At 75.4% G+C, this 12,555-nt stretch carries 12 protein-coding genes; 5 read left to right on the top strand and 7 right to left on the bottom strand.

What is annotated here, in order from left to right; genetic code table 11:
* Window positions 1–18: 18 nt before the first annotated feature.
* Window positions 19–1,761 carry a DUF885 domain-containing protein gene (locus AAG589_RS08575; RefSeq protein ID WP_430566820.1) on the bottom strand — a complete coding sequence of 581 codons (1,743 nt, stop codon included), beginning with the start codon at window positions 1,759–1,761 and terminating at the stop codon, window positions 19–21.
* Between the two features lie 71 nt (window positions 1,762–1,832).
* Here AAG589_RS08575 and AAG589_RS08580 point away from each other — a divergent pair, with 71 nt between their 5' ends.
* Together AAG589_RS08580 and AAG589_RS08585 are read left to right on the top strand one after the other, a co-directional pair.
* Window positions 1,833–3,041, top strand: coding sequence for a glycerate kinase (locus tag AAG589_RS08580; RefSeq protein ID WP_430566821.1), 1,209 nt, complete (start codon window positions 1,833–1,835; stop codon window positions 3,039–3,041).
* A 37-nt stretch (window positions 3,042–3,078) separates the two neighbouring features.
* Window positions 3,079–4,251, top strand: a complete 1,173-nt coding sequence (locus AAG589_RS08585) for an epoxide hydrolase family protein (RefSeq protein ID WP_430566822.1) — start codon at window positions 3,079–3,081, stop codon at window positions 4,249–4,251.
* A gap of 25 nt (window positions 4,252–4,276) precedes the next feature.
* Here the strand turns inward: AAG589_RS08585 and AAG589_RS08590 are convergent, their stop codons facing one another.
* The 4 genes from AAG589_RS08590 to AAG589_RS08605 all read right to left on the bottom strand — a co-directional run bounded on the left by AAG589_RS08590 (window position 4,277) and on the right by AAG589_RS08605 (window position 7,411).
* On the bottom strand, window positions 4,277–4,849 hold the full coding sequence (locus AAG589_RS08590; RefSeq protein ID WP_430566823.1) for a hypothetical protein: 573 nt from the start codon (window positions 4,847–4,849) through the stop codon (window positions 4,277–4,279).
* Complete coding sequence (locus AAG589_RS08595) at window positions 4,846–5,109, bottom strand: acyl-CoA carboxylase epsilon subunit (protein ID WP_430566824.1); 264 nt, start codon at window positions 5,107–5,109, stop codon at window positions 4,846–4,848. The genes AAG589_RS08590 and AAG589_RS08595 overlap by 4 nt, the downstream gene beginning before the upstream one ends.
* Window positions 5,106–5,699, bottom strand: coding sequence for a hypothetical protein (locus AAG589_RS08600; protein ID WP_430566825.1), 594 nt, complete (start codon window positions 5,697–5,699; stop codon window positions 5,106–5,108). Before AAG589_RS08600 ends, AAG589_RS08595 begins: the two co-directional genes overlap by 4 nt.
* Before the next feature lie 80 nt (window positions 5,700–5,779).
* Window positions 5,780–7,411 (bottom strand): acyl-CoA carboxylase subunit beta, encoded by a 1,632-nt coding sequence (locus tag AAG589_RS08605; protein ID WP_430566826.1) that lies wholly within the window; start codon window positions 7,409–7,411, stop codon window positions 5,780–5,782.
* 120 nt (window positions 7,412–7,531) lie between these two features.
* Here AAG589_RS08605 and AAG589_RS08610 point away from each other — a divergent pair, with 120 nt between their 5' ends.
* Window positions 7,532–8,377 carry a biotin--[acetyl-CoA-carboxylase] ligase gene (locus AAG589_RS08610; protein ID WP_430566827.1) on the top strand — a complete coding sequence of 282 codons (846 nt, stop codon included), beginning with the start codon at window positions 7,532–7,534 and terminating at the stop codon, window positions 8,375–8,377.
* A 23-nt stretch (window positions 8,378–8,400) separates the two neighbouring features.
* On the opposite strand, the gene AAG589_RS08615 is transcribed toward AAG589_RS08610, so the two are convergent.
* Window positions 8,401–9,231, bottom strand: coding sequence for an LLM class flavin-dependent oxidoreductase (locus tag AAG589_RS08615; protein WP_430566828.1), 831 nt, complete (start codon window positions 9,229–9,231; stop codon window positions 8,401–8,403).
* Between the two features lie 144 nt (window positions 9,232–9,375).
* Between AAG589_RS08615 and AAG589_RS08620 the strand changes: the two genes are divergently transcribed.
* The gene (locus AAG589_RS08620; RefSeq protein WP_430566829.1) at window positions 9,376–10,437 is read left to right on the top strand and encodes an adenylate/guanylate cyclase domain-containing protein; all 1,062 of its coding nucleotides are present in this window, start codon (window positions 9,376–9,378) and stop codon (window positions 10,435–10,437) included.
* Window positions 10,438–10,443: 6 nt separating this feature from the next.
* Here AAG589_RS08620 and AAG589_RS08625 read toward each other — a convergent pair whose 3' ends face one another.
* A complete protein-coding gene (locus AAG589_RS08625; RefSeq protein ID WP_430566830.1) occupies window positions 10,444–11,232 on the bottom strand; it encodes an SOS response-associated peptidase in 789 nt (262 codons plus the stop codon).
* Between the two features lie 92 nt (window positions 11,233–11,324).
* Between AAG589_RS08625 and AAG589_RS08630 the strand changes: the two genes are divergently transcribed.
* Complete coding sequence (locus tag AAG589_RS08630) at window positions 11,325–12,554, top strand: multidrug effflux MFS transporter (RefSeq protein WP_430566831.1); 1,230 nt, start codon at window positions 11,325–11,327, stop codon at window positions 12,552–12,554.
* Window position 12,555 lies beyond the last annotated feature (1 nt).

Consider the following 12,555-nt stretch of genomic DNA (forward strand, 5'->3'; position numbering starts at 1 on the left):
GGTGGGGAGCGCGCCGCGTCAGCGGGCGTCGCGCAGCGCGCCGGTCAGCACGTCGAGGCCGACCGACCCGAGGCTCAGCGCCCGGGCGTGGAACGCCCGCAGGTCGAACTCCTCGCCGCGGTCCTGCGCCGCCGTCCGGGCGTCGTCGCGCGCCTGCTCCCACAACCGCTGGCCCACCTTGTACGACGGCGCCTGCCCGGGCCAGCCGAGGTAGCGGTTGAGCTCGAAGCGCACGAACGACTCCGGCATGTTGACGTTGGCCAGCAGGAACGGCCACGCCTTGTCCGCGTCCCAGGTGCCGCCGCCCCACCGCTCCGGCGCCCGCTTGCCGAGGTGCACGCCGATGTCGAGCACCACGCGGGCGGCGCGCATCCGCTGCGCGTCGAGCATGCCGAACCGGTCGCCGGGGTCGTCCAGGTGGCCGAGGTCGGCCATGAGCCGCTCGGCGTACAGGGCCCAGCCCTCGCCGTGCCCGGAGACCCAGCACATGAGGCGGCGCCACGAGTTGAGCGTGTCGCGCGCGACGACGGCGGCCGCGCACTGCAGGTGATGCCCGGGCACGCCCTCGTGGTAGACGGTCGTCTTCTCGCGCCAGGTGTTGAACTCCGTGACGTCGGCGGGCACCGACCACCACATGCGACCCGGGCGGGAGAAGTCGTCGCTCGGCGGCGTGTAGTAGATGCCGCCGGTCTGGGTGGGGGCGATGCGGCACTCGATCGTGCGGACCGGGCCCTCGATGTCGAAGTGCGTGCCGGCGAGGTCCTCGATGGCGGCGTCGGCCGTCTCCTGCATCCAGCGGCGTAGGGCGTCCGTGCCGTGCAGGGTGCGGGCCGGGTCGGCGTCGAGCGCCGCGACGGCGTCCTCGACGCTCGCGCCCGGGCCGGCGATCTGCCGGGCCACGGCCTCCTGCTCGGCCACGATGCGGGCGAGCTCGTCGAGGCCCCACTCGTACGTCTCGTCGAGGTCCACCTCCGCGCCCAGGAACTCGCGCGAGAAGCGCGCGTACCGCTCGCGGCCCACGGCGTCCCGCTCCGGCGCCTGCGGCGCGAGGTCGCGCTCGAGGAACTCGGCCAGGCGGGCGTACGCGCCGCGGGCCGCCGTCGCGCCCCGCTCCAGCTCGGCGCGCACCAGGCTGCACGCGGACGAGTCGTCCAGGACGGCGGCGGCGTCGTCGCCGCGCACCAGCCCGTCGAAGAACGACCCGTGCCCGTCGAGGCCGGCGAGCTCGCGCGCCTGGGAGACGCCCTCGCGCACCTGCCGGATCGCGGCGACCTGCCCGCGCCGCGCCGCCTCCGTGAGCGACGCGACGTACCCGTCGATCGCGTCCGGGACCGCGTTCAGCCGGGCGGCGACGTTCTCCCACGCCTCGACGGAGCCCGTCGGCATGAGGTCGAAGACGTCGCGCAGCTGCTGCACGGGCGACTCGATGTTGTTCAGGCTCGAGAGCGGCTCGCCGGCGTCGTGCAGCTCGAGCGCCAGGCCCACCCGCTCGCGCATGGCGGCCAGCGTGACGCGGTCGACGTCGTCGAGCCGGCCGCCGGCGCGCTCCGCCGCGTCCAGCTCACGCAGGACGGCGCGGTCGGACTCCGCGCGCGCCTCGTGGCCGGCCGGGGACAGGTCGGTCATGCGGTGGTCGTGACCGGGCACCCCGATCGCCGTGGCGAGCAGCGGGTCGAGCTCGGCGGAGCGGGCGACATACGCGTCGGCGACGGCGTCGACCGCGGACGGGGTGCGGGGCGGGGTGGGGGTGCTCGAGGTCACAGGCCGCACCCTATCGACACCGCCCGAGACGGCGCGCTGCCTTTCCGCCGCGCCGGGTACCGTCTGTGCTCGTGCACGACGACGTGAAGAACGCGGACGCGACGACCACCCCGGCCCCCGACCCTCGGCCCCTGAGCGTCGTGGTCGCCCCCGACTCGTTCAAGGGCAGCGCCACCGCGACGCAGGTGGCCGAGGCGCTCGCGGCGGGGGCCCGCGAGGCGCTGGGCGACGCCGCCGCGGTGCGGGCCGTGCCGTTCGCCGACGGCGGCGAGGGCACGCTCGACGCGATCCTCGGGGCCTGGGGCGAGGCTCCGCGCACCTGCGCCACGACCGACGCGCTCGGCCGGCCCACGACGGCGCGGTACGGCGTCTCGCCCGACGGCCGCACCCTCGCGGTCGAGGCCGCGGAGGCCTACGGCCTGCCGAAGGTGTCCGACGTCGCCCTGCGCCCGCTGGACGCGACCAGCCACGGAGTCGGCACGGTCGTCCTCGCCGCGCTCGACGACGCGCCGGACGCCGAGGAGGTCGTCCTCTTCGTCGGTGGTTCCGCCACGACCGACGGGGGCGCCGGCGTGCTCGCGGCGCTCGGCGCCGCGCTGCTCGACGCCGACGGGGCGCCGGTGGCGCCCGGCGGTGGCGGCCTGCGCTCCCTCGCACGGATCGACCTCGCCGGCCTCGACCCCCGCGCCCGGGCGCTGCGGTGGCGCATCGCCTGCGACGTGGACAACCCGCTGCTCGGGCCACGCGGGGCGGCCGCCGTGTTCGGCCCGCAGAAGGGCGCCACGCCGCAGGACGTGGCGGTGCTCGACGACGGCCTCGCCCACCTCGCCGACGCCCTCGCCGCCGCGACCGGTCACGACGCCCGCGACCTGCCCGGCGCCGGTGCCTCCGGCGGGCTGCCCGTGGGGCTGTCCGCCGCGCTGGGCGCCGAGCTGGTGCCGGGCGGGGAGCTGGTCGCCGAGGCGGTCGGGCTGGCCGAGGCGCTGGACGGGGCCGACCTCGTGCTCACCGGGGAGGGGCGCCTCGACGAGCAGTCGCTGCACGGCAAGGTCGTGGACACCGTGGTGCGGCTGGTGGCCGGGCGCGCGGCGGTCGTCGTCGTGGCGGGCGGGGTGGAGCTCACGCCCGCGCAGGTCGCGGACGCCGGGATCGCCGCGGCGTTCTCCCTCGCGCCGGGACCGCGCACCCTCGCCGAGCTCTCCCGCGACGCCGTCGTGGAGCTGGAGCGCACCGCCGCGCACGCGTGCCGGCTGTTCGCCGCCGGCCGGGCGCGGGGGTGACGGCCTGATGACCGGTCGGCAACGCTCAGGAGGGCCCGTGCCCGGTTCGACGGGCGAGGTGCAGGCGTTCGACGCCCGCGCCTCGGACGCCGACCTCGCCGACCTGCGGGCGCGGCTGGCCGCGGCGCGGCTGCCGGAGGCCGAGACGGTCCGCCGCCCCGCGCCGGACCCGCGGCGCTGGGACCAGGGGGTGCCGCTCGCGGACCTCGTCGCCGTCGTCGAGCACTGGCGCACCGGGTACGACTGGCGGTCGTTCGAGGAGCGCCTGCGCCGGATCGGCCAGTTCCGCACGACCGTCGACGGCCTCGGCATCCACTTCCTGCACCGCCGGTCGGCGCGCGCCGACGCCACGCCGCTGATCCTCACGCACGGCTGGCCCGGCAGCGTCCGGGAGTTCACCGACCTCGTCGAGGAGCTGGCCGACCCGCCGGACGCGGGCGCGCCGGCGTTCCATGTCGTGGCGCCGTCGCTGCCCGGCTTCGGCCACAGCGACCGCCCGGCCACGACCGGCTGGGGGACCGAGCGGATCGCGGCCGCGTGGGTAGAGCTCATGGGGCGGCTCGGCTACGCGACGTTCCTCGCCCACGGCGGCGACTGGGGCGGCAACATCACGACCGTGCTCGCCGGCAGGTTCCCGGAGCACGTGCTCGGCATCCACACGACGTTCGCGGACGCCCCGCCCGGGCTCTCGACGGACGGGCTGAGCGACGTCGAGCGGCGCTGGGTCGCCGAGACCCGCGCGTTCTACGACGGCCCGCGCGGCGCGTACGCGAAGCAGCAGGCGGCTCGCCCGCAGACGATCGGCTACGCGCTCGTCGACTCGCCGGTCGGCCTCCTCGCCTGGATCCTCGACAAGTTCGCCGAGTGGTCGGACACGGAGGACAGCCCGTTCGAGCGGATCGGCGTGGACGCCGTGCTGGACGACGTCACCCTCTACTGGCTCACGCGCACGGGCGCGTCGGCCGCCCGCATCTACGCCGAGAGCCACGCGTCGATGGACCCCGGGCTCCGCGTCGACGTGCCGGCGGCGATCACCATGTATCCGCGCGACATCGAGAAGATCCCGCGCCCGTGGGCGCAGGAGCGGTACCGGCGGATCGTGCGGTGGCGGGAGCCCGACGCCGGGGGACACTTCCCGTCCCTGGAGGTCCCCGAGCACTTCGTCCAGGACCTGCGGGACGGCCTCGCGGCGGTGCTGGCCGCCCGCTGACCCCCGCCCGCGCCGCGGTCCGCCCTCAGCGCCTGCGCGTGCGGCGGCGGACGGCGTCGGCCCAGTCGCGGTGGTAGCGCACCACGACCGTCTCGGTGCCCGGCGCCCACCAGACGCCCACCGGGTCGCCGTCGCGCGGCGGCGGGAGCTCGTCCTCCGTGTCGCGCCGCACCAGCAGCGAGTAGGCCTGGTCGGCGACGCCGTCGTCGGCGGGGTACGACACGAGCCCGCTGAGCAGCAGGCCGGAGCTGGTGCGTCGTTCGTTCACGGTGACGGTCCCGGTGACGGACCGCGCCCCGGCGGCGAACGCCTCGGCGTCGCGGCCCTCCGTCGCCCGGCGCTGGTCGTCCCGGTAGCGCACCAGGGCGGCGACCGCGGTGACCATCAGGCCGGCGAGCATGCCCATGAACAGCCAGAGCTCGAGCTCGCCGGACGGGTTCTCCACGGTGCGCCGCGCCACGTACAGGCCCGCCGTCACCACGAGGGCCGGCGCCCACAGCCAGCGGCGCAACCAGCCCGGCCGCGGGGGAGCGGGCAGCTCCTCCAGCGGTGCGTCGACGTCGTCGGCGCCCTCGACCTGCTGGAAGACGACGCTCACGAGTGCAGGCTCCAGCGCCACGCGTCGGCGTTGTGGCGGCCCCAGCGGCCGCCGAAGTTCTTCGCGGTCACCCCCGCGCCGTTGCCGCGCACCGTGCGGGCGCGGTTGGTCCACTCGTCGACGGGCGCCTCGTCGTCGGGCAGGCCGGTCGCCGACGCCACCGCCGCGAGACCGGCGACCAGCGCGGCGACCTCGACGTCGTCGGGCCGGCCGCGCACCACGCGCACGCTGTGCTCGGTGCTGTGCTCGGCACGGCTCATCGCGCACCTCCCAGCGGGTCGTCGCCGTCGGTGTCGTCCTCGTCGGCAGCCTCGTCCTCGAGCTCGTCGTCGAGGTCGTCGTCGCCGAACTCCACCGCGGCGCCGCGCGACGTCGCCCACTCGGCGACCTCGTAGCCGCCGTCGAACAGGCGCTGGGCGACGTCGGCGCCCGACTCGTCCAGCAGCTCGACGACGCCGTCCAGCGTGCCGGGGGAGCCCGGCGCCGGGTCGGCCACCACGAACCCGAGGTAGAACACCTCGGCCGGGACGGCGCCCTCCGGGGCGTCGTGCGCGTGCTCGGGCTCCTCGTCGTCGCCCTCCCACACGGAGCTCGTGAGGTCGGGGTGCATGCCCAGGCCGTCGTGCAGCGCGTCGAAGACGGCGGCGTTGAGCTGGCCCACCCGGTTCTCCAGGGCGAGCACGCGCGGGTCCTCGTCCGCCTCGGCGGCGCCGAACTCGGCGCGCACGCCGACCGCGGTCTGCACGTACTCGTGCAGCGCGGCCGCGAGCGCGTCGACGGCGCGGTGCATCGGGTCGGGGTCGACCGACCCCAGGGGGGCGGGTCCGTGCGTGGCGTCCTCGTGGCTCATCGGGTCATTGTCTCTTTCGGTCCCTGAGCTTGTCGAAGGGCGGCGGAACGGGTATCGACAAGCTCAACCAGCGGTGACGGTCACAGCGGGATGTTGCCGTGCTTCTTGGGCGGCAGGCTCGCGCGCTTGGTGCGCAGGGCGCGCAGGGCGCGGACCACCTGGACCCGCGTCTCGGACGGCCGGATGACGGCGTCCACGTAGCCGCGCTCGGCTGCGTCCCACGGGTTGACGATCGCCTCGGTGTACTCGTCCGTGAGGCGCTGCCGCTCCGCCTCGACGTCGCCGCCGGACTCCGCGACCTCCTTGAGCGCCGAGCGCTGCAGGATGTTCACGGCGCCGGACGCGCCCATGACGGCGACCTGCGCGGTCGGCCAGGCGAGGTTGACGTCGGCGCCGAGCTGCTTGGAGCCCATGACGATGTACGCGCCGCCGTACGCCTTGCGGGTGATGACGGTGACCAGCGGCACGGTCGCCTCGGCGTAGGCGTAGATGAGCTTGGCGCCGCGGCGGATGATGCCCTGGTGCTCCTGGCCGACGCCCGGCAGGAAGCCCGGCACGTCGACGAACGTCAGCACCGGCAGGTTGAACGCGTCGCAGGTGCGCACGAACCGCGCCGCCTTCTCGGCGGCGTCGATGTCGAGCGTGCCGGCCATGGACAGCGGTTGGTTGGCGATGATGCCCACCGACTGCCCCTCGACGTGCCCGAAGCCGATCAGCACGTTCTGCGCGAACAGCGGCTGCACCTCGAGGAACGACTCCGGGTCGAGGACGGCCTCCACCACGGCGCGCATGTCGTACGGCTGGTTGTCGCTGTCCGGGACGATGACGTCGAGCGCCTCGTCGTCCTCGGTGACCTCCAGCGGCGTCTCGTCCTCGGGCGGGAACGACGGCGCGTCGCCCAGGTTGTTCTGCGGCAGGTAGCCGATCAGGTGGCGCACGTAGTCGATCGCGTCGTCCTCGTCCGCGCCCAGGTAGTGGGCCACGCCCGACGTCGCGTTGTGCGTGCGGCCGCCGCCGAGGGTCTCGAAGTCGACGTCCTCGCCCGTCACCGTGCGGATCACGTCCGGGCCGGTGATGAACATGTTGGAGGTGCCGTCGGCCATGACGATGAAGTCCGTCAGGGCGGGGGAGTAGACCGCGCCGCCCGCGCTGGGGCCGAGGATGAGCGAGATCTGCGGGATCACGCCGGAGGCCGCGACGTTGCGCCGGAACATCTCCGCGAACTGCGTCAGCGCGGCCACGCCCTCCTGGATGCGCGCGCCGCCGCCGTCCGAGATGCCGATGATCGGCACGCCCGTGCGCAGCGCGAGGTCCTGCACCTTGGCGATCTTCTCGCCGTGCACCTCGCCGAGCGAGCCGCCGAAGACCGTGAAGTCCTGGCTGAACACGCACACCTGGCGGCCGTCGATCGTGCCGTGCCCGGTCACGACGCCGTCGCCCGCGACGCGCCGCTTGTCGAGGCCGAAGTTGCGGCTGCGGTGCATGGCCAGGGCGTCGAGCTCGACGAAGCTGCCCTCGTCCAGCAGCGCCTCGATGCGCTCGCGGGCCGTCTTCTTGCCGCGCGGGTGCTGCCGCGCCTTCGCCTTCTCCTCGGCGTCGGCCCCGGCCTCGGCCCGGCGGCGCCCCAGGTCGGCGAGCTTGGCGGCGGTGCCGGCCGGGGCGGTCGAATCGGTGTCGGTCGAAGGGCCGGTCGAGGAGGTGGCGTCGTTCACCCGACCGACCCTAGTTGGTGGGTTGCCACGCATCGATGCGCGACAGGCTGCGGCCCGCCCGGATTCTTTGGAGGGACCCCACAAAGGGTCGGCGGCGGTGAGATGCGGGACGATCGGGGCGTGAGCCGTGACCCCCTCGACCTGACCGCCCTGCGCCGCGACCTGCTCGCGCCGGCCGGCCCCCTCGCCCGCCTCGACGTCGTCGAGGAGTCAGGATCCACTAACGTCGACCTGGTCGACGCCGTGCGCCGGGCGCCGCGGGAGTGGCCCGCACCCGCGGCGCTCGTCGCCGAGCACCAGACGGCCGGGCGCGGCCGGGCCGGCCGGGCGTGGGAGACGCCGGCCCGCGCCGCGCTCACCGTGTCGACCCTGCTGCGGCCGCGGGTGCCGGCCGCCGCCCTGGGGTGGGTGCCGCTGGTGGCCGGGCTCGCCGTCGCCCGCGCCCTGGACGCGTCGGGCGTCGAGGCACGCCTCAAGTGGCCGAACGACGTGCTCCTGCCCGCGGCCGAGGCCGTGCCCGGGTTCGGCGCGTTCCGGAAGGTGGCCGGGCTCCTCGCGGAGGTCGTTCCCGGGCAGCACGTGCCGCCGGCCGTCGTCGTCGGCGTGGGGCTCAACGTCGCGCAGGCCGCGGACGAGCTGCCCGTGCCCACCGCGACGTCGCTGGCGCTCGCGGGCGTGGACGCGGACCGGGGCGCGCTGCTCGCGGCGGTGGTCCGAGAGCTGGTCGCGGCCGTCGGGCGGCTCGCGGCCGCGGGCGGCGACGCCGGGGCGGCGGGCCTGGCCGCCGAGTACGCGGCGCGCTCGGCGACGCTCGGCACGCGGGTGCGCGTGGAGCTGGCGGGCGGGGCGACGGTCGTCGAGGGGCAGGCCGTGCGGGTCGCCGACGACGGGTCGCTCGTCGTCGCGGCCCCCGACGGCGAGCGCGTCGTCACCGCGGGCGACGTGCACCACCTGCGCACGGCCTGACCGCTGCTCCCCGCGGGCGGCGGTCAGCGGCCGGCGAGCTCGGCGACGACGGGCGCGAGGCGGTCGGCCGCGTCCGCGCCGACGACGACGTAGGAGAAGCCGCCCTCCTCCCGTCGCCGCAGGATCTCCTCGGTGGCTGCTCCCGGGTCGGCGGGAAGCTGCAGCAGCGAGTCCGCCGCGCGCAGCGCGTCGGTGTCGGTGTCGGGCGGCGCCATGAACGGGGAGACGGTGTCGCCGACCACGGCCGCGTGGAACGCCAGCTCGAGGTCGGGGCGTTCCCGGAGATCCGCCGCGACCCGCATCGTCGTGGCCCGCGTGTCGTCGGGCATGATCGCGACCGTGGCCGTGTCGGCCAGCTCGACCGCGACGGCTCGGGCCGTCGGGCCTCGCACCGCCATCACCACCGGGGTGCGCCCGGCCGAGCCGTCGAGCTCGCGGAGCAGCGCGACCGTCTCGCCGATGCGCGCCAGCCGCTGGCGCGCAGGCAGGACGGGCATGCCGAGCTCGCGCAGCTCGTCCTCGATCCCCGGCCTCCCCGCTCCGATGCCCAGCTCGAACCGCCCCTCGGTCAGCACCGACAGGCTGTGCGCCTCCCACGCCAGGTTCCGGGCCGGGCGCAGCGGAGCGGCATACACCCACGTGCCGACCCGCAGGTCGGTCAGCGTCGCCGCGACGGCCAGGGTGGGGCCGGGGGCGGGCTGCCACTGCTGGACGTCGGGCATCAGCAGGGTCGAGTACCCCTGGTCGGCGATCCGGCGCGCCTGGTCCCGCCACGCGGCCAGGTCGGGCCCGACGGGGGCGACGACGCCGAAGCGGAAGGCACGTGCCGTGCCGGTCCTGTGGTTGCGGGGCATCGTCACGGTCCTCTCGTGCAGCGGGCAGGTCGTCTTCAGGTCGTGCTCGTCGACCGCCGGCAGGACCGGAACTCATCGGTCCCGCCCGTCGGCGTGACCACGGCTCCCAGCCGGGGCACAGCGTGCGCTGACTACAGTGGGGGCGTGACGAGCGACACCACGACGGGACCCGGACTGCCGACGGACGACGACGCCCGGCGGCCGGGAGACACGGCGGCCCGGCTGGACGAGGAGATCCTCGGCGGCCCGCGCCGGTACACGCTGTCGGACCTCGTGGAGGGCACCGGCCTGTCGCAGGAGTTCATCGAGAACTACTGGCGCTGGCTGGGGCTGCCCGTCACCCACCCCACCGAGGTGGGGTTCACCGACGCGGACATGCAGGCGCTGCGCGAGATCGGCGAGCTCGTGGACGCCGAGCGGCTGGACGAGCAGGCCCAGATGACGCTCATCCGCTCCCTCGGGCACACGACGGACCGGCTGGCGCTGTGGCAGGTGGAGGCGTTCGTCGAGCACTTCAGCCGCCGCGACGGCCTGGACGACGTCAGCGCGCGGCTCGCCGCCATCGACCGCGTGCCGGACCTCACCTCGCAGCTGTCGCGCCAGCTCGAGCACGCCTGGCGGCGCCAGCTGGCCGCGCTCACCGGGCGGCTGGCCACCGAGTTCGGGGGCGCGCGCCGCGGCACCCAGGAGGCCCACGACGACGAGCTGCCGCTGCCGCGCGCCGTCGGCTTCGCCGACATCGTGTCGTTCACCAAGCGCACGGCCGGTCTGGGGTCGCAGGAGCTGTCGGAGTTCGTGCAGCTCTTCGAGTCCCGCGCCCGCGACGTCATCACCGAGGCCGGCGGGCGCGTGGTCAAGACCATCGGCGACGCGGTGCTGTTCGTGGCCGACGACGTGACGACGGGCGCCGAGGTGGCGCTAGGGCTGGCCGCGCCGCACGCGACGGAGACGGAGATCCCCGTGCGCGTCGGGTTCGTGTGGGGGCGGGTGCTGTCGCGGTTCGGCGACGTGTTCGGCTCCGACGTGAACCTCGCCTCCCGCATCACCGAGCTCGCCGAGCCGGCCTCCGTGCTGGTGGATCCGCACACCGCGTCCCTGCTCGCGTCGTCGTCCCGCTACGCGCTGACCGCGCAGCCTCCGCAGGAGGTGCAGGGCATCGGCGAGATCACGCCGGTGCGGCTGCAGCGCGCGTACACCGGCGCCTGACGGCGGTCACCCCCGGCCCGCGGTGACCACGTCCGGGTCCCGCGGGTCGGGGTCGACGTCGAGGAGGGACGGCCGGTTGTTCTGCACCGACCCCACGGCGTCGCCCACCGGGCGGGTGGCCATCTCGACCTGCGGGCCCGTGACGACGCCCATCGCCTGCTCGGCCCCGACCGCGGGGTCGAGCCAGGCGTCCCACGACGCGCGCGGCAGCACCACGGGCATGCGGTCGTGGATGCGCTCGAGGTCGGCCGACGCCGCCGTGGTGATCACCGTCGCCGAGACGAGCCAGCGGTCGGGGTCGTCGTCGGCCTTCGACCGGTCGCGCCAGAACTCGTAGAGCCCGGCGAGCGCCGCGACGCCGCCGTCGTCCGGGTGGATCCAGTAGGGCTGCTTGGGCACCTTCGCCCGGGCGGACGCCCCCGGCGGCAGCTCGAGCTTGCGCCACTCGTAGTAGCCGTCGGCCGGGAGCAGGCAGCGGCGGACGCCGAGCGGCTTGGCGAACGCGGGCTTGTCCAGCAGCGTCTCGGTGCGGGCATTGATCATGCGCGCGCCGACCGACGGGTCCTTGGCCCACGACGGGACCAGTCCCCAGCGCGCCAGCCGCAGCATGCGAGTGATCTCGCCGGTCTGGCCGCTCTCGAGCCGCCGCGGTCGCTCGACGACGATGCGCACCGGGTCGGTCGGGGCGACGTTCCACGACGGGGGCAGGAGGCGCGCGTCCTCCGCGATCTCGGCGACGGCGAGGTCGTCGGCGATGTCCTGGGCGTCGCGGAAGGACGCGTAGCGGCCGCACATGGGTCCATCGTGACGCATCCCACCGACAGTCGGGTGGCCGGCGCCGGGGATCGACCTGGGCGCGGTCGTAACGATTCGATAGGATGGCGGCCATGCCCGACGCCTCCGCGAGACTTCCGCGCGCCCGCTCTCCGTACCGTTGGGTCATCATGCTCGGCGCGCTCGCGGCGCTGCCCGCGTTCACCGTCGACATGTACCTGCCGTCGCTGCCCGAGGTGGCGACGGACCTCGGCTCCTCCGCCTCGTTCGCGCAGCTGTCCGTCTCGGTGATGCTCATCGGCGGCGCCCTGGGCCAGCTCACCATCGGGCCGCTGTCGGACCGGTTCGGGCGGCGCACCCCGCTCATGTGGGGCCTGGCGCTGCACGTCGTGACGTCGGTGCTGTGCGCGTTCGCGCCGAACATGACGATCCTCGTCGGCCTGCGCCTGCTGCAGGGCTTCTTCAACGCCGCCTGCGGCGTCGCGGCGATGGCGGTGGTGCGCGACCGGTTCGTGGGGGCCGAGGCCGCGCGCATCCTGTCCCGGCTGATGCTCGTCATCGGCGTCGCGCCCATGCTGGCGCCGACCTTCGGCTCCGCGGTCGCGGCGGCGGCCGGCTGGCGCTGGGTGTTCGGGTTCCTCGCGCTCGCGGGCGTCGCGATGGGCCTCGTCGTGTGGCGGCTCATGCCGGAGACGCTGCCGGCCGAGCGCCGGCAGGCCGGCGGCGCGCGCAGCGTGTTCGCGGGTTACCGCACGCTGATCAGGGACAAGCAGTTCATGGCGCTCGCCGTCATCCCCGGCCTCGGGCAGGCGGTGCTGATGAGCTACGTCGTGGGGTCGCCGTTCATCTTCCAGCAGGGCTACGGGCTGAGCCACGCGCAGTTCTCCGTGCTGTTCGCCGTCAACGGTCTCGGGCTCGTGCTGTCCGCCCAGGTGAACGCGGCGCTGGTGCGTCGGGTGGCGCCCATCAGGCTGCTGCGCGCCGCCCTCGCGATCCAGGGCGTCGTCGCGGTCGGGCTGCTGGTGGTCGCCCTCACCGGCGGCGGCGGACTGATCGGGCTGCTCGCGATGCTCTGGCTCGTGCTCGCGTTCCAGGGGCTCATCCCCGCCAACGCGTCGGCGATCGCGCTGTCCCGGCACGGCGAGCGCGCCGGCACCGCCGCCGCGGTCATCGGCGCCGTGCAGTCCGGCGTCGCGGGCGTCGTCTCGCCCCTGGTGGGCGTGCTCGGCGGCGACGCCGTCGCGATGTCCTGGGTGATGCTCGCCGCGCTGGCGTGCGCGCTCGCCGTGCTCGGGTTCGCCACGCCCGCCTACCGCAAGGACGGCTGGGTCAAGCTGGCCTGAC

The sequence above is a fragment of the Isoptericola sp. F-RaC21 genome, from assembly GCF_038593535.1.
GTDB lineage: Bacteria > Actinomycetota > Actinomycetes > Actinomycetales > Cellulomonadaceae > Isoptericola.